A 23179-nucleotide genomic window follows, 5' to 3' on the forward strand; every position below is an offset into this window, starting at 1 on the left:
CCTTGACACTCCCACCCCTCGAAAAACCCAGCATGACGGCATATTCTTGAGCAGCCAACCCAGTGAGTTTCGATAGTATCGAACGTACTGATATGTCAGTCTGAGAAAGGAAATACAAAGTGAGTATTCCTATGCCAGGTTTGCAACTGTCTTCCGAGAAGGCGGACGTACTGACCATCACCCCTGCCCGCCTCTGCGGCACGGTGCGCCTCTCGGGCGCAAAAAACGCCGCACTGCGTCATCTGGCAGCCAGCCTACTGACCGACCAACCGCTGATTCTTAATAATTACCCCTCTACCTTGCTGGATGCGAAGGTTCATGTGGAAATGTTGGAATTGCTAGGGAAGAGAGTCGACTTGCATGGCCATGACCAGATTACCCTTACGCAGGCCAAAGCACTGTCCTCGACGCTGAATTGGCAAGGTCGTTCAATACGCAACACACTGTTGATCCTTGGTGCATTGGTTGCTCGCACTGGGGCAGGGTCCGTACCCCTGCCGGGCGGATGTAAACTCGGAGAGAGGCAATATGACTTACATGTAGACTTGCTGGACCGTTTGGGCGCAGAAGTCTGGGCAGAGAACGATACGCTATGCGCCGCCGCCCCCCGCGGGTTGATCGGGGCTGATATCCACTTGCGCATCCGGTCAACCGGGGCCACGGAAAACGCACTCTTAGCTGGTAGTCTAGCCCAGGGAGTAACGCGCATATGGAACCCGCATATCCGACCTGAAATCCTCGACCTCATCGTACTGCTGCGAAAGATGGGCGCAACTATCCGCGTATTTGGTCATGAGCATATAGAAATTACTGGTGCCGAGGAACTTGGTGGCGCGGAACATGCTGTCATCCCTGACAACATGGAAGCAATCACATGGCTGGTGGGGGCTGCGATCACTGGTGGCGACATAGAGATCGAAGGCTTTCCAACCACCGACATGGAAGTCGTATTGGCACATCTCAAAGCCGCAGGCGCAAGACTTTATCATGGCGATGGATCAGTCATAGTGCGGGGAGGGCCTTGCTATCCGCTGGAGATTAGCACCGGGCCCCACCCAGGCATCAACTCGGACGTTCAGCCAATTCTGGCCGCCTGGGCTGCTCACGCATCAGGTGAGTCACGCATCATCGATCTACGGTTTCCAGGCCGCTACGCCTATGCCGAGGAGCTGGCGCGGATGGGTCTTAAGTATAAAGTGCGAGGGGATATGCTTTGTATTCATGGCCAAGGTGGATGCCTGAAGGGAGCAGATGTGCGCGCCCTTGATCTCCGTGCTGGTGCGGCACAAATCCTTTGCGGATTAACAGCCGAAGGCGAGACGAAGATCCACGATTCTTGGCAAATCTTGCGTGGATACGACCGTATTATAGAGAAATTAAAGGGTTTGGGTGCCGAATGTCACAGGACACTCTGATCGCCGAGCTTTCCAATATATGCCCTGCGGGCGTGCACCAAAATGTCTCACTTGCACAGATCAGCCGCTGGCGTATCGGCGGAATAGCGGATGTTATTGTCGAGCCCTCTTCGCTAGATGAGCTATGCAGATTGAGGTCTTTCATTGCTCAGAAAGGCCTATCCAGCATCGTCATTGGCGACACTTCAAATCTTCTTTTCGCTGATGAGGGACTCAGAGCTATCTGTATTCGCATGGGCCGAAAGATGTCATCCATTAGTATCTCCGGTGACACCGTTATGGCACAAGCAGGTATCTGGGTGCCGCATTTTGCACGACGACTTATGCAGGCGGGCCTAACTGGTGCTGAGCACACGTGCGGCATCCCCGGCACTCTAGGTGGGCTGATATGCATGAATGGCGGTAGTCAGCGCAAGGGCATCGGCAGCGCGGTGGTTTCAGTCACTGCGGTCGACCCTGAGGGCCGTGTTTTTACCCTAGACCGCGATGCCTGTCTCTTTGGCTATCGCCAGTCAGTGTTTCAGGGGAATGGCGCGGTGGTGGCAGCGTCCAAGCTCCTGTTTAACCGCGCACCTAAGCCAGAGAGCATCCGTCGAGAGATGCTATCCATCCTGCGTGAGCGCAGTCGTAAATTCCCTCGTAAGCAACCTAATTGCGGGTCCGTTTTCAAAAGTAACCCTGAGATGTACGCAGATATCGGGCCACCAGGAGCGGCAATAGAAAAACTAGGTTTAAAAAACTATAGGATAGGCGATGCACTTATCTCACCGTGTCATGCTAATTTCTTTGTTAATGCTGGCAAGGCGAGCGCTGATGACATGCTACGTCTAATTTTATATGTTAGGGATACCGTATGTGCCGCCACCGGGTATAGAATGGAACCAGAAATACGTTACGTTACACTTGGAGGGCAAGTAATTTCTATTCATAATGCAGCGCCCCCTGGCTCTTTCTTAAAATATCCCAGGTATTCAAAGAGATTGGCTAATGGTAAATCATGATGAAAGTCCAACCCCAAAGGTATCGGTCGTCTGTGCTTGGTATAACCGTGCGGATTACATCCGGGATACCGTTGATAGTCTTCTCGCACAGGACTTGGGGGACTTTGAAGTCGTCATTGTCAATGATGGAAGCACCGACCCCAGAGTTGCGCAGGTTCTAGACTCCTATGATGACCCCCGTTTGCGGGTGATTCATCAGAAGAATACTGGCTTCGTTGGGGCCATCCGCCGAGCCATATCAGAGGCTAAAGCTCCGATAATCGCAACCCAGGGTGCTGGAGATATTTCATTTGCCGAGAGACTGAGGCTGCAATTTGAATACTTGCATAGAAATCCTACCTGCGTCGGTGTGGGCTGTCTGAGAGAGCAGTGTACTATTGATCAAGACGGCAAGGTAGGGGAGGTCGTAATTACAGGTATCCCTCGTGAAGGCATTACAAGAGATGACTTTTTGTTGTCGAATTCATTCACCCATGGCGAAGTGATGTTCCGGCGCTCTGAGTATGAGCAAGTCGGTGGGTATCGTGAATTTTTTCGGTTCGCTCAGGATAGAGATCTGTGGCTAAGGTTGAGTGAGCTAGGTACTTTTTCTCTGATCCCCGAGGTACTTTACCAACGGCGAACTTTTGAAGCGGATGGAGTCTCTGCATCTGCCAAGAAAGTGCTCACTCAGCAAACACTATCCGTGTTTGCAAGGCAATGCGCTACTCATCGTGATCGCTGGGGTTCTGATCCGGTTGATATGTATGGTATGCAGGCTGGCCTTTTCAGAGATAAAGATCGCCGTCTCGCAAATCTATATGCAAAGATGTCCGCTAAATACCTTTATTATGGCCACCTGAATAGCGCCTCAATTCTAGCCCGCAAATCAATCGATGAGTCTATCACCACAAAAGGGGTGCTAGTGCTTGGGCTGACTGCAATATCATCGGTGTCAAAGAGCTTCCAGCAGCTTGCTAAATGGGTGATCGGAAGAATCGGATTCAAAGACCGGCGAGCATTTGAGCCAATTGTTAGCGAAAAGAGGGTGGGCTGGCTGAGGGACAGGCACTCTTGACTCTTGTTTGGGCAATCTTGACTGTATGAGTCGGATATTCGCATAACGCGCCATTATGACAACCCCCGAACCCGCTCGGCTGAGCCCAGATGCCCGTCCTGGACCGTCTTCAGCCCCGATTTTCCCCGATCTCTCCCCCTCCACTGAACTCTACCCACGGTATTGCCTCGGCATGGCCACCGCAGGGAAGCAACCACTCGGGAGAAAGGCTCTCAGACCATGGATTGTCGTCGCTGTAGCCGGTACAACACCTCAAACCGCGTACTCTGGTTCAGCCACTGATCCGGGGTGAACCCCAGGCGCTGCAGGATCGGCGGCAGGGTGTGGGCAATGGCGCCCTTCTTCTTCGGGTCGATGGCCCGCCCAGTGTAGTCCACCAGCGCCAGGTAATCCTCAAATGCGAACGGGATGCCGGGCTGTTCCCGGTCAGCAAATGCCCCTTCAAACGGGAGCAGCGGCTTCACCGGGCGATCGAACCGCAGCAGGGCCTCCATCTGCACCTGTTCACGCACGGCCTGGGCCAAGTCGAACCGGGGTGTGGTCCGCTCCCGGATGCTGGTGTGTTCCGACGCTTCCGGTGTGGCCGCCATTCCGGGCCGCACCGGGTTGAGATCCACATAGGCCATGCAACTGATCAGCGCCGCCTCGGTACGCAGCGCCTGGGACTTGAACCGCGCCTCCCAGAAGTGCCCGGTACAACCGTCCTCCTGATTGGCCTGCCGGGCGATGGGCTCGTTCAGGCACTTCATGAACCAGCTCAGGTCCGCCAGTCGCTGCCGGTAGCACTGGGTGAACTCCGCCACTTGGGCCAGCTCGTAGCTTTCCTGCGGATCCCCGGCCAGATACCGCTGGACCAGCAGCGGCCCCTTGAACAGACAACTCCAGCGCCGCAGCACCGGGCACCTCGTCATCGGACCAGTGCTCGGCCTGGGCGGGGTCCAGCTTGACCACCACATGATAGTGGTTCGACATGACCGCATAGGCGGCGATGTCCAGGGCGAACAGGGAGGCCAGCAGCCGGATCCGATCCTCGATCCATTGCCGGCGGTGCTCATAGCTCTTGCCGGTGGCGTGATCCTGTCCACACAGGAAGGTGCGCCGTACACAGCGGAGACCACGTGGTAGTAGGGCGTGTCGGTGATGGAGATCTGTTGGCTACGGGGGCGTGGCATGGGTCCCTCCTGGACGATGATTCCCGATCCGATCCGGTGGCCGGGTTGTGGATAGATTAGCGCAGGGAAGGGCCGGTCTTGAAGCGGGATAGAGCGTGGTAAAGTCAACTGGGAAGCCCGCTGGGCGGACCTGGAAGCCAGCGACAACATCTTTGCCCTGGTGGTGATGGCACAGATCAAGGCCAAGCGCGTCAAGGATGGTGCCACGTGCAAGGAGGTCAAGATCCCCCTGGTTCGGCTGCTGTACGAACTGGGATATAGCCGCGAGCAGATCGTGCAGCTGTTCAGGATCACACACACACACAGAGGGACAGGCACCGGGGTGTTGGCCACACACACACACACACACACACACAGGGACAGGCACCGGGGTGTTGGACCGCCGCGCAATACCCCGGCTGGAGTCCGAGACGCAGCCGATCCGGTGGGTGGATCTCGCCGCCAACGCGCGTCGCTGGGCACCTCATCAGGCGGCAAACAGAATCGAGGCTCAGCGCCATCTCGCACTGACTCCCGAGCACACGGCTTCAAATGGCCCGTCTCAAGAGCGACCAGAAGCGCTACCAACTCACCCTGACGGTGGAGTCCGCTCCGGACTCCGGAACGGAAGAGCCGTACAAAATCCACTGCCCGATAGTGGGGAAATGGGCGTCTGATGGGGGGGCAGGCCCAGGGCCTTGAGGATAAGCGAAAAAGGGGCATAGGGCGCAGCGGCAGCAGGCGAATAGTTAAGCAAAAAGGTCAAGAGTGCCAAGGTCAAGAGTGCCTGTCCCCCTTGTACCCCTCACTTGGAAAGAACCGCAAGCGCTCTATTTGCCCTTGAATTCTTCAGATTTAAATTCTTATATCCCTATTTCATTTTAGCGTTTTTTTCTGTGCTGCTTGGGGTCATTTGAGAGAGAATATCTTGCTAGTAAAGCCTGGTCAGCTACGTATCTTTTATCCCGATAAGTTTTCCGAAGGTGCCGCAGAAGTATTAGGTCATGCACTAGGCCGATGGCGTGGCCCACACACATTCTTTCTCGCTGGTGGTTCTACACCTCAGTCTACCTATTTAGCAATGCGTGCTCGAAAAGATCTGCCTTGGCGCGAGATAGATATCTTCTTCAGCGACGAGCGGTGCGTTCCACCGTATCACGAGGCCAGTAACTATCACATGGCCCATGATGCATTATTGAATCACGTTGTTCCCTGTTCTGGAAGAGTGCACCGCATGGAGGGTGAACTCACTCCGGATAAAGGCGCAAATCAATATGACGCATTACTGCGACAGCGTTTCTCGCAGGAGCGTCCTGGGACTATTTTACTGGGGATTGGTGAGGATGGGCATGTTGCCTCTCTTTTTCCAGACAGTACCGCCTCGAAGGCCCCAGCCAATGCTTTTTGCGTCGCGGTACATCCACTAGGTGAAGAGATCCCAAGATTAACGGTTACTCTCGCTTTATTGGAGCGTGCCGAGCATATCTACTTTTTGGTATCAGGGTATAGGAAGGCCGCAATACTCGCCCGTACAGTTGCCGGCGAGTCGGATGTGGTTGCGGCGGAAGTTTTACGGCGAGCTCCCCAAGTCACCTTTCTTCTAGATACAGCTGCCGCCAGCGAACTACCTTGCTCGCTAATTGAGGATAAATAATGAACGTTGTAATTATTACAGCCCGCGCAGGAAGCAAGTCAATCCCTTCAAAGAATATATTGAAGCTGGATGGCAGGCCGCTCTTGGCATATGTTATTGATGCCGCCCAAAAAGCCGCAAGAATAGATCGTGTATTTGTTGATACTGACGGTGCGGAAATAGCCGCTGTGGCTCGTGATATGGGCGTCGAGGTGATTGATCGGCCGGAGGAGCTAGCCGGTGACCATGTCAATCATGGTGATGTCATCCAATACGATGTGCATCATGTGCGGGCACGCCACCCGGACCTGCGGAACGTTGTCGTGCTTTTGGGCAACACAGTGATGATTGATGGACCTCTTATCGATGAGGCCGTGTCGTTACTTGAGGCGCGCGATGAGCTTGATTCCGTCATGACAGTCTGGGAGGCTGGCGATGACCACCCCTTAAGGGCATTGGAGATTCGCGACGGCCAGGTTTGTCCCTATGGCAACCTCAATGACACCACGGTTTCAACCGAGCGGCAGTCTTACCCCAAGGCCTACTACTACGATCAAGGAGTGTGGGCATTCCGTCACTCTTGTGTCGACGCGAAGGAGGGTCCACGTCCTTGGTGGTGGATGGGTAAGAACGTTTATCCCATCGTGCGGCCATGGATTACCGGACGCGATATTAACGGCCCTTTTGACGTGCCTTTTCACGAATGGTGGATTCGGTATCCAGAACGGATTCAACGAGCCATCGAAGATGAGTGGACTTCGCGGGCACGTACCGAAAGCCAGGAGAGCGACATATGACTGATAAACGCGCCTACATCTCTACATCCTCATTTGGTACCGTCGATCAAGCACCCATCGTCCGCTTGCAGGAAGCGGGCTTCGAGATCAGTCTCAACCCCTTTGGGAGAGCGCTAAAAGCCGAGGAAGTACTCACTGAGGTTCGAGATCATGACATTCTTATTGCTGGCACTGAGCCCCTCGGCGCCACCGTCCTTGAGCAGCTCGCGGGGCGCCTTAAGGTGATCTCTCGGGTTGGCATGGGTATGGATAAGATCGATCACGACGCTACTCGCCGCTTGGGCATCACCGTGCGCAACACCCCCTCCGCGCATGTCGATGCGGTCGCGGAGTTAGCCTTGGCCGGCATACTCGATCTCTGCCGAGGACTTAGTGCTGCTGATAGAGGCGTCCGGTCAGGAAGTTGGAAAAAGCCCATGGGGCGACTTTTACGCGGACGAACCGTGGGCTTCGTGGGCTATGGAGGTGTGGCGCGGGCACTGAAGCATTTGCTCACGGCGTTTGATGTAAGGCTTTTGGCAACTGATCCTGCGCTTAGCCCTGCCGTAGCAGAGGCGGAAGGCGTGGAATTGCTTACTATCCAAGAGCTATTCGAACGCGCGGAGGTAGTGAGCTTGCACCTGCCCGGAGGCGCTGATACTAAGGGAATGATAGATACTTCTCTGCTGGAACGACTACCTCCAACGGCTGTTTTGGTAAATACCGCGCGGGGTGATGTGATTGTCGAGGAGGATCTTCTGCGTTTTTTGCAAGCTAATCCATCCGCGAGTGCATATCTCGACGTCTTTGAGCAGGAGCCGTACTTTGGCCCACTGCGAGAGCTTAGTAACTGCGTACTGTCGCCACATATTGGCTCCTACGCCATGGAAGCGCGAGTGCGCATGGAGGCTGAGGCAGTGGAGAATGCGCTACTAGCGTTCGCGGAGGCAGTATGAAGAGGGTTTTGATCACAGGCGCGTCGGGTTTTTTGGGCAGCCATGTGGCAGATGCGCTCAGCAATGCGGGCCATGCAGTTACTCTCTTTGATCGGCGTCCTTCACCCCACCGCCGCAAAGATCAGCTAGAGATCGTGGGGGATGTGCTTGATGAAGAGGTGCTCAGTGAGGCAATGGTTGGTCAGGATGTGGTTTACCACCTGGCTGCGTTGGCTGATCTTAATGATGCAAAAAGTCGGCCCTTGGACACCGTGCAGCTCAATGTGTTGGGAACGGTAAGGGTACTGGAGGCGGCGCGTAAGGCAGGCGTCTCACGATTCCTTTTTTCAAGCACGGTCTACGTCTATAGCCGTGAAGGTAGCTTTTACCGATGTAGTAAGCAGGCTTGCGAGGGGTATATCGAGGAGTACCAGCGCCATTTTGGCATTGACTTCACAATCCTTCGCTATGGCAGTCTGTACGGCCCGCGGGCAGACGAAAGCAACGGGGTGTATCGCTTGCTCCAGTCGGCAATCAAGGAGCGTAGGGTCTCCCATCCGGGCGGGCCTGGTGATCAGCGGGAGTATATCCATGTGCTCGATGCGGCTCGCTTGAGTGTTGAGGCCTTAAATATGGAGTTTCGGAATCGGCATTTGGTGCTTACCGGGGCTGCAGGTATGCGTATCGGGGATCTCTTCACCATGTTCGAAGAGATGTTGGGCGCACCGTTACAAGTGGATTATCGGAATGAAAAACATGGCCACTACCAAATAACACCTTATGCCTATACGCCAAAGGTCGGTTATAAGTTGGTGGCCAATCCACATGTGGACCTTGGCCAGGGCCTGTTGCAGGTGATAGAAGAAATCGAAGCAAAGGGGCGGTATTCATGACGAAGGTATTGGTCTTTGATTTTGATGGTGTCATCTTGGAGTCTAATGACATAAAAACTCAGGCCTTCGCCGCACTGTTTCCAGAATATCCGGAGCATCATGAGGCGATCCGGGCTCATCATCTGGATAATGTGGGAATCTCTCGCTTCGAGAAATTTCGGTTCATCTACGAAAACCTTTTGTGCAAACCACTGGATGAAGAAGAAAGCCAACGCCTTGGACAGCATTTCTCTGAGCTATGCTTTTCTAAAGTCCTGTCTTGCCCCTTCGTTCCCGGGGCCAGGGAGGCGCTTAAGGTTTTGGCCCCTTGTTTTCCCCTCTATGTCGCGTCGGGCACTCCAGAAGATGAGTTATTGGAGATTGTTCGGGCGCGTGGGCTTTCGCAATACTTCCGCGGCGTCTATGGGTCACCCCGTGAAAAGTCCACCTTACTCCGTTTAATTATGAGCCAAGAAGGCGTTTCGCCGGCTCAAGTGCTCTTTATTGGCGATGGTGAGTCTGATTACCTTGCCTCGCAGGCAGTGGGTGTTCCATTTTTCGCACGTGTTCGGGCGTCTATGCAACAGCGGTGGCGGACCCTAGGTGTGGTCGGATCTCCAGATCTCAAGGATCTGCCTGCTCGCGTGAATGAGGCCAGCCTATGAGCATCACCCGCCGCAAGCGAGTGTTGTTGGTGCGGACGGGATTAGGACAGGGCGGTGCCGATCGGGTGACACTCACCCTTCTAGAACAACTCTCCCGCGAGCGTTATGAGCTGATGCTAGGCTTAATGCGGGCGGAAGGAACTCTGCTACCCCGCGTACCAAGAGACGTGGAGGTTCTGGATCTAGGCTCGGCATCGCTCTGGTCGGCATGGATTTCCCTTTCCAGAACGTTGCGTCGGATAAAACCTGACATTATTTTTTCGACATGCAGCGGCATGAATATGCCTGCCGTGGTTGCCCGAGCCGTGGGGGCACCCAAGGCGCGTTTGGTTCTCTCGGAGCGCAACGTCTTGCTTCACGGGAATAGACATCCGAAACGTCTCGCTCAGGTGCCTATCAAGGCTGTTCTCTATCGCTTTGCCGACGGCATAACCGCAGTATCGGAGGGTGTTCGCGCTGATCTCATGGCGAAACTGTTCCTGCCGCTAGAAAGGGTACAGATCGTATACAACCCGGTAGTCGGGCCTGACGTGATTGAGGCGGCAAAGGAGCCTGTGGGTCATCCTTTCTTCAACAGTGACGTGCCAGTGGTTGTGGCGGCTGGGCGCTTGGTGGATCAAAAAGACCATGCCACTTTATTGCGGGCCTTCGCGAAGGCACGTGCTCGGCACCCTGCACGACTTTTAATACTTGGCGAAGGCCCCCTGCGCGAGTCGTTAATGGCGCATGCCAAGGCCCTGAGGATCTCAGAGGATTTCGATCTTCCAGGCTTCGATGAAAATCCTTTTCGATATATGGCCCGGGCTGGAGCTTTTGTACTTTCGTCGACAGAAGAGGGGCTCCCGGGGGCCCTTATCCAAGCCATGGCCCTTGGGGCGCCCTGCGTGTCCACCAACTGCCCAGCGGGGCCAAGCGAGATCATCAGCCAGCCGGGTGACAACGGTTTCTTAGTGAATGTGGGTGACGACGAAGCCATGGGGGATCACCTGGCCTGGCTTTTGGCTAATCCGTCCAAAGCCCGCGCAGTGGGTGAGAAGGGGAGGGATGCTGTGCAGAAGTTTTGCCTCGAGCAGTCAATCACGCGATACGAAGTGGCGATGTTGGGCGGGTACCCTGACTGCCAGAGGCCTTAATATGGTTATGGTGAATTTTCTGCTCACGAACCCGACCCACCATGCGGAGGCCATGGCGCCTGTGGCTGCACGGTTACGCAAACAAGGAATCGAGTCACAGATTCTATCACTCTGCGAAATAAGAGGCTTGTCATCCCCCATAGAACTTTGTCGTGAGTGGGATATTCCCATAAGGAGGCTGTGGCCGGTCTCACCTCGGTCGCAGCCAGGGGTGCGTATTGAGATGCCCGGACGACCCTCGCGCAGGAGACGATTGTTACATAACGCGGTGTGGTTTGGTGGGTTATTTCCTCTACTTCTGCCGCGGGTTGCTCGAGCCGATGTATTTGTGCTGCCCAATGATGTGGCATTTCCATACAACCGTATCTGTTCGCTATTGCTGGCCCTTGGTCGTCCTGTCTTGGTTATGCAAGAAGGGATTAGGTTTCCTCTCCCGGCAAAGGAACGTGCCACCTATGGCCTCTCTGGAGCGCATCTCGCAGTTTGGGGGAAGGGCAGCGCGCTACACTTTCTTCGGGTTGGAGTACAACGAGAGAGAGTACATGTCACCGGCACACCACGTTTCTTGGCTCTAGACATTGAAAAAAACCGTGATGAGGGATCTGCTTGGCTTGCAAGTCAAGGCTTGGATGGCCCCTTAATACTGTATCTCTCTAACCCTATTGACGCCCAAGCGTTTTGTACCTCTGTTGAGAAGGAAGCCCTATTCGAACGATTTTTGGCGGGTATTCATTCTACGTTCGAGCGAGTACCCAAAATGCGTATCGCCGTCCGAACACATCCAGCGGAAAATCTAGCGCCGTTTAAGGACGCTGTGCGCAGCCATGGGCTGCACGATCGCATTCTGTTTCCGCCGCGGATTCCGCTATCGACCTTATTTGGGGCAGCTCAAGCGGCGATCATATTGGCTTCTACAGTAGGTTTGGAAGCGCTTCGTTCTAATCTACCATTAGGCGTTCTCGAGATTCCCGGCTACGGCTTCGCTCACGATTATGTTTCCGCTGGAGCCGCTGTTCCTCTCTCGGCCAATGAAGATCTTAGCAGCGGCTTAGATGAGCTTCTGGATATGCCTGAAGAAGAGGCTAAAGCGCGGGCGGGAGCCTATGTTGGTCATCACCTTGAGCTCGGCGACTCGACTGATCTTATCACAAATCTTATTGTTCATGCTTGCAAACAAGGTAAATTTCCTTCTGCTACTGATTCAAAAGCCTGAGTCGATGTGGGTTTTGGATTTGTGAAGGCCTGAGTACAACCAAAGCTACGTGCTTATTAGTCATCAGTCGGATTGTAAATGGCTGATAATAAGACTCGATTATTTGCGCGTTGCAGTAAGTGTTGCGACGTAGGTGTTGGTTCGAAGTTTACATCGAATAGTGGCTTGATTTTTCAGTCGAAGGTCCATTTAGAGTATTCGTGATGGAAAAATTTTTTCTGATGCTAGGTGTGGGGCTCGCTTCAGTATATATGTTTCCCAGCGGTCAGCCTCAAATTACCGACCTTTTTCTCGTGATCTTTTCAGTTTTGATTCTAGGTCATTTGGTCATCAACAAGAAGCCCTTAATTGGGCGTGAATTTATTGGGCCGCTACTTGTTCTTGTGATGTGGATATTTATTGTTCAGTTGTCTTGGTCGTTTTTTGTCCCCGAAATTTCATTGCTTCACCCTCTTTACTATCTCTTTAATTTGGTGATTATTTTTGCTTTAATTCAGTTTATGAGTAGAAGGTCAAATTCTACCGTTTTTTTGCTAAAGCTGATTCAGATTTCGCTGGTTATTTCCGGGTTAGGGCTGCTTCTTCAAATTGTTGGGGGTGGCATCCTTGGATATGCTGCGACTCCAGCGCGGCTAACTGGGTTTTTCAATAATCCTAATCAATTAGCCTATTTCTCGCTGTGTGCTCTTGGAGCAATTTTGGTTCTACAGCGTTTCCATATGGAATTTCGTCCTTTGTCTGTAGCTGCGTTGATTTCAGGTACCCTTGGTGCAATTGCACCTACCTCGCTTGCTGCTTGGGGCGGACTCTTGCTCCTGATTTTTGCCGTACTTATAGCGAACTGGCGGAATATCGGTGGAGTGGTAAGGTTGGCGCTTCCCGTGCCAATTATTTTTATTTCTTTTCTTTATCTTGATCAATTTCAGGAAGGTGTATTGACGGACCGAATTGCCATGCGGATAGACAGGATGGAGACAAAGATTGATGATATAGAAGGAGAGAGAAATTATGAACGAATTCTCGCATTCCCTCAGTATTGGGTCCTTGGTGCGGGTGAAGGAGTAAACGATCGATTCGCCCCTTACAAAGTAGGCGAGATTCACTCATCTTTGGGTAATGTATTTTTCTCATATGGTGTAGTGGGGTTTGGTTTGCTAATCCTCGTATTTTGGCGTGCTTTGCGCGGTACTCCAATTGAAGCGTGGATCGCTTTTGGAGCGCCGATGCTTTACGGGTTAACGCATATGGGTTTACGGTCTACGATGTTTTGGATATTCCTTATGTTGATTTGGTATCAATATAATAAGTGTCGGCGTAATGCGGGCAGTGCCGTGGTTAGTAGATCTGGCAGGCTTAGGGCTAATAATAGTTCATGATCATAAGGAGGCCGCTGGTTGTTTGAAATTCATGATGCGTAATGCGCTCGGCTGGGAAAAGAATCGCTTCACCTGCTATTTACTTTATTAAAAACCTGCTATTTACTTTATTAAAATTAGTAAATTGACAGAGCTGCTACGGATATGGATAGATTACCGAGCAAGGGATTGCAGCAAGGTATTGTGACCGCGCAATCCGGACGTGGCAAAACTCGTCAAAAAGCGGAGCGGGCACATATGTGTACGAGATTGCCATGAGAGTACGAGAAGATTCCGTTTGGCAGAATTTGGTTGTTAAGCCCATTCAGATGGTCGCCCCCCGAGATGCAGCGGGGCTTTTAACGACGGTGATGGGTGACGCATTTGGACGTGAAAAAAGTGAAGCCTTATGGCTCTGGAAGCACCAAATCAATCCTGCGGGCCCTTCTTTGGGTTTGGCTGGGTATAGCAAGCAGGGCGAGCTGATTGCGCTCAGGCCTTTTATGCGTTGGAGGTTAATTGATGACAATAATGCGGAGGTGATGGCTGTCAGGGCTGTGGATGCAGTAGTGCACCCCCAATGGCAACGATGTGGTATTTTTTCTCACCTCACTAAGCTTTCTGTCGAAAATCTCGTTAAACTTGGTATCGGGATAATATTTAATACTCCAAACCGTTGCAGTGGGCCAGGAAATCAAAAGATGGGGTGGAGCTTACTTGGGCATCCCATACTGTGGGTAAGCCCTAGACCAAGTTTCGGTTTGCTTCACTCAGCAGAGAGTTGGAGAGTGGGTCTTGATAGACTTAAGCGCTACGATGGTTGTGGTTGTATTCTAGAAGAAGTTACTTCTAATAAGGTGCCGCCGGGATGTCTGGCTGTATTGAAAGATGCCGCGTTTCTGGATTGGCGATATGGCCAACACCCGAATTTGACCTATTCGGTCCTTCAGTCATCCGAGGGCTGGGCGATACTACGAGAGGACCGCCGCAAGGGACAAGTGGGCGTGGCTTTGGTGGATTATAGTTTGCCAACAGAGTCTGCCAGTTCATTCAGGGCGTTACTTCGCGAAGTACGCTTACAAACACGTGGGGCTTACCTCGTTATGGGGCCGCTCCCAAGAGGGCCAATGCGTCGTGCAGCGATTTCACGCGGCTTCATTCCTATGCCATGGCGTAACGTGAACCTGGCAGTGAAGCCTGTGACCATGTCAGGTGATGCACCGGTCTACCTTGACCGCGCCTCGTGGAGACTCACATTGGGTGATCTGGAGACATTCTGATGGTTTCAAGTACAGAGAATGCAGTTCTGGCGCACGAATCGCTGCCGCCGGCGTTTGTGATCTCACTCGATTTTGAGCTTCATTGGGGAGTGAGCGAGCGTGTTGACCATCCGGAGCACCCATACAACGCAAACCTTTACGGCGCACGGGAGGTGGTTCCGCGGCTGCTGGAATTATTCCAACGCCGCAAAATTAGCGCGACTTGGGCGACTGTGGGCAAGTTATTCGCAGATGGGGCAGAGGATCTGGCGCATTTCGTGCCGACGAGGCGGCCAGCCTATCACAACAAGGCGGTGGACACGTATCGACTCCCCTTAGGCACTTCTGAGCAGGAGGATCCTTTACATTTCGCACCATCTTTGGTTCAAATGATAAAAGATACACCCGGTCAGGAATTGGCTTGTCATACTTTTTCACACTACTACTGTGACGAGGCCGGGCAGGATGTGGATTCGTTCCAGGCGGATCTGGAGGCTGCATGCACGATTACTTCCCGGGAAGGTGTGCAGTGTCGATCATTTGTGTTCCCTCGTAATCAGGTGCTTCCAGATTATCTAGCGGTACTTCACACGGTGGGCCTGGATGTGTACCGTGGAAACCCAGCTAGAGGCCTATTTGGGCTACCAGGGAATTATCGCTTACTGCGGGCAGTGATAAGGGGATTAAGACTTGCTGATAGCTTTGTTAATCTCACAGGCCATCACACCGTGCCATGGTCGTCACTGAGAGAAGGTTCATTGGTGAATGTGCGTGCGAGCCAATTGCTTCGGCCTTACAGTCACAAGTTACGAGCATTCGAGCCATTGCGGCGGCATCGCGTTAAGGCAGGTCTTCGCGCAGCGGCTCGTAGTGGGGAGATCTTTCATCTTTGGTGGCATCCGCACAACTTTGGGAAAAATATGGACGAAAACTTGACAGCGTTGGAAGATATATTGGATGAGTTCGAAAGGCTTAGGCAGAGTCACGGGATGAGATCGATGACCATGGATGAAGTTGCGGATGTGGTTTTTTTGGGTATTGACGAAGTCACTCGTGGGGAAGAGGTTCCCGGGTAGGCGTTTACGGAAATTGTTACGAACCTGACTGTTTGGGTGAAAATTGATTAATTAGGTTTGATCCTTCATTCACCTCTTTAGCGATTGATATTACCTAATGCCCCCAAAAGCCCTCAAAGTACTCGTCATCGGCAGTATCTCTAAATCATTAATCAACTTCCGCGGCCCCATACTCCGGTGCTTACAGAAACGTGAACACACTGTCCTGGCAGCAGCCCCGGATGACGTTCTCGCGCTTGAGGTGAGGCCAGTCCTGGATGCCTGGGGCATACCCTTCCACCCTGTTCCCGTGGCACGCGGTGGCATGAACCCGCTCGAGGATCTTCGCACTTTAAAGGCCCTGCGCGAGCTGATTCGTAAGGATAAGCCGGATGTGGTGATTGCTTATACCGCCAAACCCGTGATTTATGCGGGGTTGGCGCTCAGGCTGGGTGGGAGCGGACGTTTCTTTCCAATGATTACCGGGTTGGGATATGCGTTCACAGAGGGCGGCGGCTTGCGTCGCCGGCTTTTAAATCGCGTGACGCGCGTGCTCTACCGCCAGGCGTTGGCTTCGGCGGATCGGGTGATTTTCCAGAACCCGGATGATCAGGATCTATTCCTGGAACTGGGGTTGGTGAAAGATCGAGCTCGGACGGTGCGGGTCCATGGGTCGGGAGTGGATATGGAGTGGTATTCCAGGCAACCTTTACCAAAGGCACCGGTTTTTCTGATGCTGGCTCGTTTGTTGGCCGATAAGGGCGTGCGGGAATATGCCGAGGCGGCCAAGCGCGTGAAGCAGCAGGTGCCGCAGGCTCGGTTTCTGCTGGGTGGGGCACTTGATGCTAATCCAGCTTCGATCGGCCAAGCGGAGCTGGGCCACTGGGAGGCGGAAGGCGTGCTGGAATATAGGGGGCAGTTATCCGATGTGAGGCCCGCATTGGAAGAGAGCCGCGTCTACGTGCTGCCCTCCTACCGGGAGGGTACGCCCCGTTCCGTGCTTGAGGCTATGGCCATGGGGCGGCCGGTGATCACCACAGATGCCCCGGGATGTCGGGAGACGGTTGAGCATGAGGTGAACGGATTGTTGGTCAGGCCCAGGGATGCGGATTCTCTTTATCAAGCGATGATGCGTGTGTTGGAGATGCCCGATGAGGCCGTGGAACGCATGGGTGATGAGAGTGTAAGGATGGTGCGTGAGCGGTTTGATGTGAATCGGGTGAATGAGCAGATTCTTGAGGCGACGGGCTTGTAACCCCTGGAACTATGGAGACCATTCAATGGAACGCCTAGCCTATCTAATCAAACAACGATTCCCCATCATATTCCGCGGCATCGAGGCCCTGGCCCGGGCAATTACCGGGGTTCGGTTCTCATGTGGCCGCTCACGAGCTTTGGCGGTTGCGCGGCTTGAGGGTGCTGTGGGTGACCAAGCAGCGTTCATGCGGCCATTGGGGGCGGATGATGTCGAATGCCTGGGGCGTTTTCTGGCGCGGATGCCTGAGTCGCATCTGTGTTTTTTCCATCCTCACGGATTCGAGCCTGCCGATTTGGAGAGGGTGCTGCGCTCCAGTGCCTTCATGACCTATGGGTTGTTTGTTGAGGATGAATTGGTGGCTTACGCATTGTTGAAGCTTTCGCCGACGGGTTCCGCGTTCATAGGGCTTTTGGTTGAGCCCGGCCACACAGGTCGAGGGTTGGGACGCTTTCTTGTCGGTTTCCTTTACTGGCAGGCCTCCATGGCCGGATTGCGCGCCCGTTCCACGATCAGTCGTCACAATGCCGCATCACTGAAGTCCCATGAGGCGGTCACCCAGTATCGCGTTGTGGGAGATCTACCCAACGACTACCTGATGATTGAATTCCCTCCCGGCAGTCTGGAAGCACCCAAATTGGCCGTATGAGTAAAGCCCGATGCTCGACACCCTCAAACCCCTCACTGCCGCCCTCATCATGCCTCTCCCCCTGGCAGCCTCGCTCACCCTGCTCGGCGTCTTGGCATGGTGGATCGGTCGCAGGTGCATCGCCCGTACCCTGGTCATCACCGCGATCCTGGGGCTGCTGCTGGCATCCTGGGGGCCGGTGTCGGAGGGCTTGCTGTCGCCGCTGGAATCCCGTCATCCACCCCTCTCGGATACGGCTTCACTGGAGGGTGTTACCGCCGTGGTGGTCCTGGGCGGCGGCTGGAACCCGGATGGCCCGGGGCCTGCTTCCATGCGATTGAGCGAGAGTTCGGCGCAACGTCTGCTGGAAGGCGTGCGCCTGGTGCAGGCCCTGCCTCAGGCCCGGTTGTTGGTGAGCGGGGCCAGTCGTGATCCGGACCGGGAGCCGGTGGCTGCAGGGTATTCCCAGGCGGCAGCGGAGTTGGGTGTGACGGCTTCCCGGGTGGTGATGCTGGACACCCCGGTAGACACCGCCCAGGAGGCCTATGCCGTGCGTGAGGTGCTGGCACCGGGGGAGCGCTTTGTGCTGGTGACCTCGGCCTCGCACATGCCCCGGGCGGTGCTGCATTTCCAGCGGGCCGGGCTGGAGCCCATCCCGGCGCCCACCCGCTTCAAGACTGGCGATCGCTCCGGTTCCCCGCTGCGCTTCTGGCTGCCGTCTGCCCAGCATCTGCGCAAGACGGAGCGGGCGCTCTATGAATACATGGGGCTGATGGCTCTGGAACTGGATCATTGAGCTGTGTCGGCTCCTGTCTGTCGATTCCCATTTTTTTGTGAGGTGTGTGCATGCCCACAGGGCAAGCTGATTTCGCTGCCGTGGTGGCCGCAGTCCGGGCTCTCTATGGCGAGGGCTTCATTCCCCTGCATCGGCCGGTGTTTGAGGGGCGCGAGCGCCAGTATCTGGTGGACTGCATCGACTCGAACTTTGTGTCGTCCGTGGGAGCCCGGGTGGGCGAGTTTGAGGAGCGGGTGGCGGCGTTTACCGGGGCGCGGTTTGCGGTGGCCACGGTGAACGGTACGGCGGCCCTGCACATGGCCCTGCACCTGGCAGGGGTGGGGCCGGGGGATGAGGTGATCACCCAGGCGCTCACCTTTGTGGCCACCTGTAATGCCGTGCGCTACTGCGGGGCACAGCCGGTGTTTGTGGATGTGGATCGGGACACCCTGGGCCTGGGCCCCCAGGCGCTGCGGCGGTTCCTGGAGGCTCATGCCCAGCGCCGGGGCGGGGAGTGTTACAACCGGCTCACGGGGCGTCGGCTGGCGGCTTGTGTGCCCATGCATACCTTCGGGCATCCGTGCCGGATCGGGGAGATCGTGGCCCTGTGTGATGAATACGGCATTCCCGTGGTGGAGGATGCCGCCGAGTCCCTGGGCAGTTGGGCGGGGGATCGGCATACGGGCACCTTCGGCCGGCTGGGCACGCTCAGTTTCAATGGCAACAAGGTGATCACCACGGGTGGCGGGGGCATGATCCTTACCGATGATGAGGGTCTGGCACTGCGGGCCAGGCATGTGACCACCACGGCCAAGCAGTCCCATGCCTATGAGTATGTGCATGATGAGGTGGGGTACAACTACCGTCTGCCCAATCTGAATGCGGCCCTGGGCTGTGCGCAGATGGAGCGGTTGCCGGAGATGCTGGCGGCCAAGCGGGAGGTGGCGGGGGCGTATGCGCGGATGTGCGAGGCGCGGGGGCTGAGCTTTGTGGTGGAGCGCGAGGCGGGCCGGGCCAATTACTGGCTCAATGCCCTGGTGCTGGATTCCAGTGCCGAGCGGGATGCCTTTCTGGAGTACACCAATGCCCAGGGGGTGATGACGCGCCCGGTGTGGCGCTTGATGCATCGCCTGGAGATGTTCAAGGACTGTCAGCACGATGGCCTGGACAATGCCCGCTGGCTGGAGGATAGGGTGGTGAATCTGCCTTCCAGTGTGCCGGACGGGGCGCTGCCGGGTGTTGCCGGGGCTGAGTGATGGACGTGAATGGATGGGGTGATTGATGAACGTGCTTGACCTGATCGGGCGGTCGGAGCCGCTGTTTGATGTGGACATCCAGGGCCATGAGGCCGAACTGTCGTCCCTGGTGCAGGGGGGGCGGTTTCTGGTGATCGGCGGGGCCGGGTCCATTGGCCAGGCGGTGGTGCGGGAGATCTTCAAGCGCCATCCTCGGGTGTTGCATGTGGTGGACATCAGCGAGAACAACATGGTGGAGCTGGTGCGGGATATCCGCAGCACGCTGGGGTATATCGAGGGGGATTTCCGTACCTTTGCCATCGATTGCGGTGGGGTGGAATTCGAGGCCTTCATGCGCTGGAGTGGGGGGTATGACTACATCCTCAACCTGTCGGCCCTCAAGCATGTGCGCAGTGAGAAGGATCCGTTCACGCTGATGCGCATGGTGGATGTGAATATTCTCAACACCCGGCGCACCCTCTCTTATGCGCGAGAGCAGGGGAGTGAGAAGTATTTTTGCGTGTCCACCGACAAGGCGGCCAACCCGGTGAACATGATGGGGGCGAGCAAGCGCATCATGGAGATGTTCCTGATGCGGGAGAGTGCGCATCTGCCGATTTCCATGGCGCGGTTTGCCAATGTGGCGTTTTCCGATGGGAGTTTGCTGCATGGGTTCAATCAGCGGCTGGCCAAGAGTCAGCCCATCTCGGCGCCCCGGGATGTGCGGCGGTATTTCGTCACGCCCCAGGAGTCGGGGGAGTTGTGCCTGATGTCGTGTCTGCTGGGGGGGAATCGGGACATCTTCTTCCCCAAGCTGAGTGAGAAGCTGCATCTGATCACCTTTGCGGAGATTGCGGTGAAGTATCTGCGGGCGCGGGGGTATGAGCCCCAGGTGTGCGAGACGGAGGATGAGGCCCGGGGGCGGGCGGCGGAGTTGATTCCGACCGGGCGCTGGCCTTGTTATTTCTTCGACAGTGATACGACGGGGGAGAAGGATTTCGAGGAGTTTTTCACGGATCGCGAGGTGCTGGACATGGAGCGGTTTGCGTCGGTGGGGGTGATCAGGAACGAGGCGGTGTTTGATGCGGATCGGCTGGGTTGGTTTGAGGCGCGTATTGGTGAGTTGAAGGAGGCTGGGGTTTGGGATAAGCCGGATCTGGTGGCGCTTTTTAATGAGATGATTCCGGATTTTGCCCATAAGGAGACGGGCAGGTATCTGGATGGGCGGATGTAGGGGGTTGGTTTTCAGAAGAGGGGCAGCCCATAAAAGGGGACAGACACCTTTTCCAGAAGGGAAAAGGTGTCTGTCCCCTTTTATGGGCTTTTCTGGGCCAGCTTGCTCCCACTAGGGCTGGGGTGAAGGTTGGAGGCGGATGATCAGGTGATGCTCTGGGTGTATGTGATCTGTGCGGGTGTGCTGCTGGCTGCCTGGTATCTGGCCCGGCCGATGCCGTGGTTCTGGCGTTTGGGTTTTCTGGCGGCGATGGCTTTGCTGTTGGCGGGAATGACTCTGCCGCCGGAGGTGATCCGTGAGGGGGCAGGGCTGGTGTCCAGTTGGTGGCCCTGGTCTCAGGAGTCGGATCTGGTCACCCAGCAGACCAGTGCATGGGCCCACCTGATCCTGTTCGCGCTGGTGTCGGCCTGGCTGTGCTGGTGGCGGGCGGATCTGGGGGTGTGGGTGTTGCTGGGTCTGTTGGTGACGCTGTCGTTCGGGACTGAGGGTTTGCAGTTGCTGGTGGACGGGCGTTATGCGTCGTTGACGGATGTGGGCATCAATCTGCTGGGGGCGGGGATCGGGTTGGTGCTGTTGTGGTTCACGCCGCACAGGTCGAGGCCTTTTGCTGGTTGATGGGGTTGTGCGTGAAACCTCGGGGGTGAGGCCGGGGTCGTTTTCAGACGTCCAGGGCTGAAGGGGGTTCGTGGGCTCGAGGTGCGTGTGACGCCCGCCATTTCTTGACGGGGCAGCCTCCTGCTGCAGGCCGTCGCTTTACTCTTTTTTTCAAGTGAATCCATGGCTCGCCGTGTGCGAGGGGCCGTGGTGTTTTGTCGTGTCTGCTATTCGGGGTGTGGCCATGCAACGTGTGTTCGATGTGCTGTTTTCTGGGTTGGCGCTGCTGGTGTTGTCGCCTTTGTTGATTCCGGTGGTGATCGTTCTGCGGTTGACGGGGGAGGGGGAGATTTTCTTTGTGCAGCAGCGGGTGGGGCGTGGCGGGAAGACGTTCGGGTTGCTGAAGTTTGCCACCATGCTCAAGGACAGCCCGAACCTGGGGACGGGGACCATTACCTTGCAGGATGATCCGCGCATTTTGCCGGTGGGGAAGTTTTTGCGGGCCACGAAGATGAATGAGTTGCCGCAGTTGATCAACATCCTGCGTGGGGATATGAGCGTGATCGGGCCGCGGCCGCAGACGTTGCGGTGTTTTGCGGGGTTTCCGGAGTCGTCGCAGCGGGAGATTGTGAAGGTGCCGCCGGGGTTGTCGGGTGTGGGGTCAATCGTGTTCCGGGCGGAGGAGCGGATGATGCACGACGCGGAGAATGCGGATGCGTTGTATGACCAGGTGATCATGCCGTACAAGGGGCAGTTGGAGGAGTGGTATGTGCAGCATCGGACGTTGCGGAATTATTTTTTGTTGATCGTGTTGACGGTGTGGGTGGTGTTGTTTCCGCGCAGTGGTGTGTTTTGGCGGGCGTTCCCGGATCTGCCGCCACCGCCGGAGGCGTTGCGGGGGTATTTGCCTGGGGGGTGGGTAGTGGCGGCGGGGGTGTAGGAGCAAAAGGGCCCACAAAAAGGGGGCAAACCCCTTTTTGTGGGCCAGGTCCGTGGCCAGGGTTACTGCAGGGAGGAATCGTCCTGGAAGATGTCTTCGAGGTGTTCAGCGGTGAGGATGTTGTCGATCCACTGGAGTAATTGAGTCTCATCAGCCTGCTGGACGCGCTGTTGGCAGTGCATCCTGGCCTGGGCGCCGAATTTGCGCTCGATCTGGCGCAGCAGGGTCTGGGCCTCGCCCTGTTGAAGGCCCTGTTGAAGGCCTTGTTGAAGCCCCTGTTGAATGCCTTTCTGGAGCCCTTTGGCTTCGCCGCGATCCATCCATTCCTGAGCCAGCGACATGGTGAGTGCCTCCACGAGATGGGGTTTGGCCATGGCCACCCCTTGCCTGAATTCATCTTCGGTCATTGTGTGGACCCGGACGATGTAAATCAATATCTGCCGGGTCGGGGATCACCGGCCATCTTGTCGGTGAGGGCCTTGGGAAGGCTCTCGCGCAGCAGGGTACCAGCCCGTTCGGGATCTTCGAGCAGGGCCTTGAACAGGGTGTCGTGGGGGTTGGGGAGGGTGTTGCCCATGGCCTGGGTATCGGGGTGGGTGGGCCCATAGGGTAGCCGATCAGAGAGGGATGGAGGCAGTGCGTGAAGTCGGCGGTCAGGCCGGGACAGCCCACGTTGACTCTCTTCTTTCCCCCCCAGCGGGAGAGAGGCTCTAACTCCCTCCGACCATGATAGACTGCCCCCGGCACACGACTTGTCCCTGGAGGGCCAGGCATGGCTGACCAACAGCGGCTCAGACTCCCCATCGGCATTCAAACCTTCTCCGAGATCCGCGAGGGGGGGTACTACTACGTGGACAAGACGCCGATCATCGAGCGCCTGGTCCACCAGAATAAGTACTACTTCCTCTCCCGCCCCCGTCGCTTCGGCAAGAGCCTGTTGCTCGACACCCTGCGCTGCCTGTTCGAGGGTCGCCAGGCGCTGTTCGACGGACTCTACA

Annotated in this window: 24 protein-coding genes; 21 read left to right on the top strand and 3 right to left on the bottom strand. The window is 55.7% G+C overall.

Annotated features, from left to right (window positions below; translation table 11 throughout):
- The first annotated feature begins 119 nt into the window (after window positions 1-119).
- The 3 genes from LPW30_RS08640 to LPW30_RS08650 are packed head-to-tail and all read left to right on the top strand — an operon-like array spanning window position 120 to window position 3473.
- On the top strand, window positions 120-1415 hold the full coding sequence (locus tag LPW30_RS08640; protein ID WP_239680624.1) for a UDP-N-acetylglucosamine 1-carboxyvinyltransferase: 1296 nt from the start codon (window positions 120-122) through the stop codon (window positions 1413-1415).
- Window positions 1397-2416 (top strand): UDP-N-acetylmuramate dehydrogenase, encoded by a 1020-nt coding sequence (gene murB, locus LPW30_RS08645; RefSeq protein ID WP_239680625.1) that lies wholly within the window; start codon window positions 1397-1399, stop codon window positions 2414-2416. Before LPW30_RS08640 ends, murB begins: the two co-directional genes overlap by 19 nt.
- Window positions 2403-3473, top strand: a complete 1071-nt coding sequence (locus LPW30_RS08650) for a glycosyltransferase family 2 protein (RefSeq protein WP_239680626.1) — start codon at window positions 2403-2405, stop codon at window positions 3471-3473. Before murB ends, LPW30_RS08650 begins: the two co-directional genes overlap by 14 nt.
- A gap of 212 nt (window positions 3474-3685) precedes the next feature.
- Here the strand turns inward: LPW30_RS08650 and LPW30_RS08655 are convergent, their stop codons facing one another.
- Entirely contained in the window at window positions 3686-4384 is a 699-nt protein-coding gene (locus LPW30_RS08655) for a hypothetical protein (RefSeq protein ID WP_239680627.1), read from the bottom strand.
- 1168 nt (window positions 4385-5552) lie between these two features.
- Between LPW30_RS08655 and pgl the strand changes: the two genes are divergently transcribed.
- The 17 genes from pgl to LPW30_RS08740 all read left to right on the top strand — a co-directional run bounded on the left by pgl (window position 5553) and on the right by LPW30_RS08740 (window position 22181).
- On the top strand, window positions 5553-6278 hold the full coding sequence (gene pgl / locus LPW30_RS08660; RefSeq protein ID WP_274521660.1) for a 6-phosphogluconolactonase: 726 nt from the start codon (window positions 5553-5555) through the stop codon (window positions 6276-6278).
- On the top strand, window positions 6278-7054 hold the full coding sequence (locus LPW30_RS08665) for an acylneuraminate cytidylyltransferase family protein (protein WP_239680628.1): 777 nt from the start codon (window positions 6278-6280) through the stop codon (window positions 7052-7054). The genes pgl and LPW30_RS08665 overlap by 1 nt, the downstream gene beginning before the upstream one ends.
- Window positions 7051-7989, top strand: a complete 939-nt coding sequence (locus tag LPW30_RS08670) for a phosphoglycerate dehydrogenase (protein ID WP_239680629.1) — start codon at window positions 7051-7053, stop codon at window positions 7987-7989. The genes LPW30_RS08665 and LPW30_RS08670 overlap by 4 nt, the downstream gene beginning before the upstream one ends.
- A complete protein-coding gene (locus LPW30_RS08675; protein ID WP_239680630.1) occupies window positions 7986-8861 on the top strand; it encodes an NAD-dependent epimerase/dehydratase family protein in 876 nt (291 codons plus the stop codon). Before LPW30_RS08670 ends, LPW30_RS08675 begins: the two co-directional genes overlap by 4 nt.
- A complete protein-coding gene (locus tag LPW30_RS08680; protein ID WP_239680631.1) occupies window positions 8858-9505 on the top strand; it encodes an HAD family hydrolase in 648 nt (215 codons plus the stop codon). Before LPW30_RS08675 ends, LPW30_RS08680 begins: the two co-directional genes overlap by 4 nt.
- Complete coding sequence (locus LPW30_RS08685; RefSeq protein ID WP_239680632.1) at window positions 9502-10638, top strand: glycosyltransferase; 1137 nt, start codon at window positions 9502-9504, stop codon at window positions 10636-10638. Before LPW30_RS08680 ends, LPW30_RS08685 begins: the two co-directional genes overlap by 4 nt.
- Before the next feature lie 253 nt (window positions 10639-10891).
- On the top strand, window positions 10892-11851 hold the full coding sequence (locus LPW30_RS08690) for a capsular polysaccharide export protein, LipB/KpsS family (protein WP_239680633.1): 960 nt from the start codon (window positions 10892-10894) through the stop codon (window positions 11849-11851).
- Between the two features lie 203 nt (window positions 11852-12054).
- Complete coding sequence (locus LPW30_RS08695) at window positions 12055-13227, top strand: hypothetical protein (RefSeq protein WP_239680634.1); 1173 nt, start codon at window positions 12055-12057, stop codon at window positions 13225-13227.
- Between the two features lie 254 nt (window positions 13228-13481).
- The gene (locus tag LPW30_RS08700) at window positions 13482-14486 is read left to right on the top strand and encodes a hypothetical protein (RefSeq protein ID WP_239680635.1); all 1005 of its coding nucleotides are present in this window, start codon (window positions 13482-13484) and stop codon (window positions 14484-14486) included.
- Complete coding sequence (locus LPW30_RS08705) at window positions 14486-15541, top strand: polysaccharide deacetylase family protein (RefSeq protein ID WP_239680636.1); 1056 nt, start codon at window positions 14486-14488, stop codon at window positions 15539-15541. Before LPW30_RS08700 ends, LPW30_RS08705 begins: the two co-directional genes overlap by 1 nt.
- Window positions 15542-15638: 97 nt before the next feature.
- Entirely contained in the window at window positions 15639-16775 is a 1137-nt protein-coding gene (locus LPW30_RS08710; RefSeq protein ID WP_239680637.1) for a glycosyltransferase family 4 protein, read from the top strand.
- Between the two features lie 25 nt (window positions 16776-16800).
- Window positions 16801-17424 (top strand): GNAT family N-acetyltransferase, encoded by a 624-nt coding sequence (locus LPW30_RS08715; protein ID WP_239680638.1) that lies wholly within the window; start codon window positions 16801-16803, stop codon window positions 17422-17424.
- A 10-nt stretch (window positions 17425-17434) separates the two neighbouring features.
- The gene (locus LPW30_RS08720; protein WP_239680639.1) at window positions 17435-18199 is read left to right on the top strand and encodes an ElyC/SanA/YdcF family protein; all 765 of its coding nucleotides are present in this window, start codon (window positions 17435-17437) and stop codon (window positions 18197-18199) included.
- 50 nt (window positions 18200-18249) lie between these two features.
- Entirely contained in the window at window positions 18250-19434 is a 1185-nt protein-coding gene (locus tag LPW30_RS08725; protein WP_239680640.1) for a LegC family aminotransferase, read from the top strand.
- Between the two features lie 25 nt (window positions 19435-19459).
- Window positions 19460-20647, top strand: a complete 1188-nt coding sequence (locus LPW30_RS08730) for a UDP-N-acetylglucosamine 4,6-dehydratase (protein WP_239680641.1) — start codon at window positions 19460-19462, stop codon at window positions 20645-20647.
- Window positions 20648-20776: 129 nt separating this feature from the next.
- Window positions 20777-21262 carry a VanZ family protein gene (locus tag LPW30_RS08735; RefSeq protein WP_239680642.1) on the top strand — a complete coding sequence of 162 codons (486 nt, stop codon included), beginning with the start codon at window positions 20777-20779 and terminating at the stop codon, window positions 21260-21262.
- A gap of 223 nt (window positions 21263-21485) precedes the next feature.
- Window positions 21486-22181, top strand: a complete 696-nt coding sequence (locus LPW30_RS08740) for a sugar transferase (protein WP_238624925.1) — start codon at window positions 21486-21488, stop codon at window positions 22179-22181.
- A 62-nt stretch (window positions 22182-22243) separates the two neighbouring features.
- On the opposite strand, the gene LPW30_RS08745 is transcribed toward LPW30_RS08740, so the two are convergent.
- Both LPW30_RS08745 and LPW30_RS08750 read right to left on the bottom strand, forming a co-directional pair.
- On the bottom strand, window positions 22244-22588 hold the full coding sequence (locus LPW30_RS08745) for an RpnC/YadD family protein (RefSeq protein WP_239680643.1): 345 nt from the start codon (window positions 22586-22588) through the stop codon (window positions 22244-22246).
- Window positions 22589-22611: 23 nt separating this feature from the next.
- The gene (locus LPW30_RS08750; protein ID WP_239680644.1) at window positions 22612-22758 is read right to left on the bottom strand and encodes an Rpn family recombination-promoting nuclease/putative transposase; all 147 of its coding nucleotides are present in this window, start codon (window positions 22756-22758) and stop codon (window positions 22612-22614) included.
- 195 nt (window positions 22759-22953) lie between these two features.
- Here LPW30_RS08750 and LPW30_RS08755 point away from each other — a divergent pair.
- On the top strand, window positions 22954-23179 hold a 226-nt coding region (locus LPW30_RS08755; RefSeq protein ID WP_239680645.1), incomplete at its 3' end, for an AAA family ATPase.

It is taken from the genome of Ectothiorhodospira variabilis, assembly GCF_022227625.1.
In the GTDB taxonomy this organism is placed as follows: domain Bacteria; phylum Pseudomonadota; class Gammaproteobacteria; order Ectothiorhodospirales; family Ectothiorhodospiraceae; genus Ectothiorhodospira; species Ectothiorhodospira haloalkaliphila.

Coding starts and splice junctions, on each gene's coding strand:
- murB (WP_239680625.1), top strand. CDS start 1,397: ATGTCACAGGACACTCTGATCGCCGAGCTTTCCAATATATGCCCTGCG.
- LPW30_RS08650 (WP_239680626.1), top strand. CDS start 2,403: ATGGTAAATCATGATGAAAGTCCAACCCCAAAGGTATCGGTCGTCTGT.
- LPW30_RS08655 (WP_239680627.1), bottom strand. CDS start 4,384: ATGACGAGGTGCCCGGTGCTGCGGCGCTGGAGTTGTCTGTTCAAGGGG.
- LPW30_RS08665 (WP_239680628.1), top strand. CDS start 6,278: ATGAACGTTGTAATTATTACAGCCCGCGCAGGAAGCAAGTCAATCCCT.
- LPW30_RS08670 (WP_239680629.1), top strand. CDS start 7,051: ATGACTGATAAACGCGCCTACATCTCTACATCCTCATTTGGTACCGTC.
- LPW30_RS08675 (WP_239680630.1), top strand. CDS start 7,986: ATGAAGAGGGTTTTGATCACAGGCGCGTCGGGTTTTTTGGGCAGCCAT.
- LPW30_RS08680 (WP_239680631.1), top strand. CDS start 8,858: ATGACGAAGGTATTGGTCTTTGATTTTGATGGTGTCATCTTGGAGTCT.
- LPW30_RS08685 (WP_239680632.1), top strand. CDS start 9,502: ATGAGCATCACCCGCCGCAAGCGAGTGTTGTTGGTGCGGACGGGATTA.
- LPW30_RS08695 (WP_239680634.1), top strand. CDS start 12,055: ATGGAAAAATTTTTTCTGATGCTAGGTGTGGGGCTCGCTTCAGTATAT.
- LPW30_RS08700 (WP_239680635.1), top strand. CDS start 13,482: ATGAGAGTACGAGAAGATTCCGTTTGGCAGAATTTGGTTGTTAAGCCC.
- LPW30_RS08705 (WP_239680636.1), top strand. CDS start 14,486: ATGGTTTCAAGTACAGAGAATGCAGTTCTGGCGCACGAATCGCTGCCG.
- LPW30_RS08710 (WP_239680637.1), top strand. CDS start 15,639: ATGCCCCCAAAAGCCCTCAAAGTACTCGTCATCGGCAGTATCTCTAAA.
- LPW30_RS08715 (WP_239680638.1), top strand. CDS start 16,801: ATGGAACGCCTAGCCTATCTAATCAAACAACGATTCCCCATCATATTC.
- LPW30_RS08720 (WP_239680639.1), top strand. CDS start 17,435: ATGCTCGACACCCTCAAACCCCTCACTGCCGCCCTCATCATGCCTCTC.
- LPW30_RS08725 (WP_239680640.1), top strand. CDS start 18,250: ATGCCCACAGGGCAAGCTGATTTCGCTGCCGTGGTGGCCGCAGTCCGG.
- LPW30_RS08730 (WP_239680641.1), top strand. CDS start 19,460: ATGAACGTGCTTGACCTGATCGGGCGGTCGGAGCCGCTGTTTGATGTG.
- LPW30_RS08740 (WP_238624925.1), top strand. CDS start 21,486: ATGCAACGTGTGTTCGATGTGCTGTTTTCTGGGTTGGCGCTGCTGGTG.
- LPW30_RS08745 (WP_239680643.1), bottom strand. CDS start 22,588: ATGACCGAAGATGAATTCAGGCAAGGGGTGGCCATGGCCAAACCCCAT.
- LPW30_RS08750 (WP_239680644.1), bottom strand. CDS start 22,758: ATGGGCAACACCCTCCCCAACCCCCACGACACCCTGTTCAAGGCCCTG.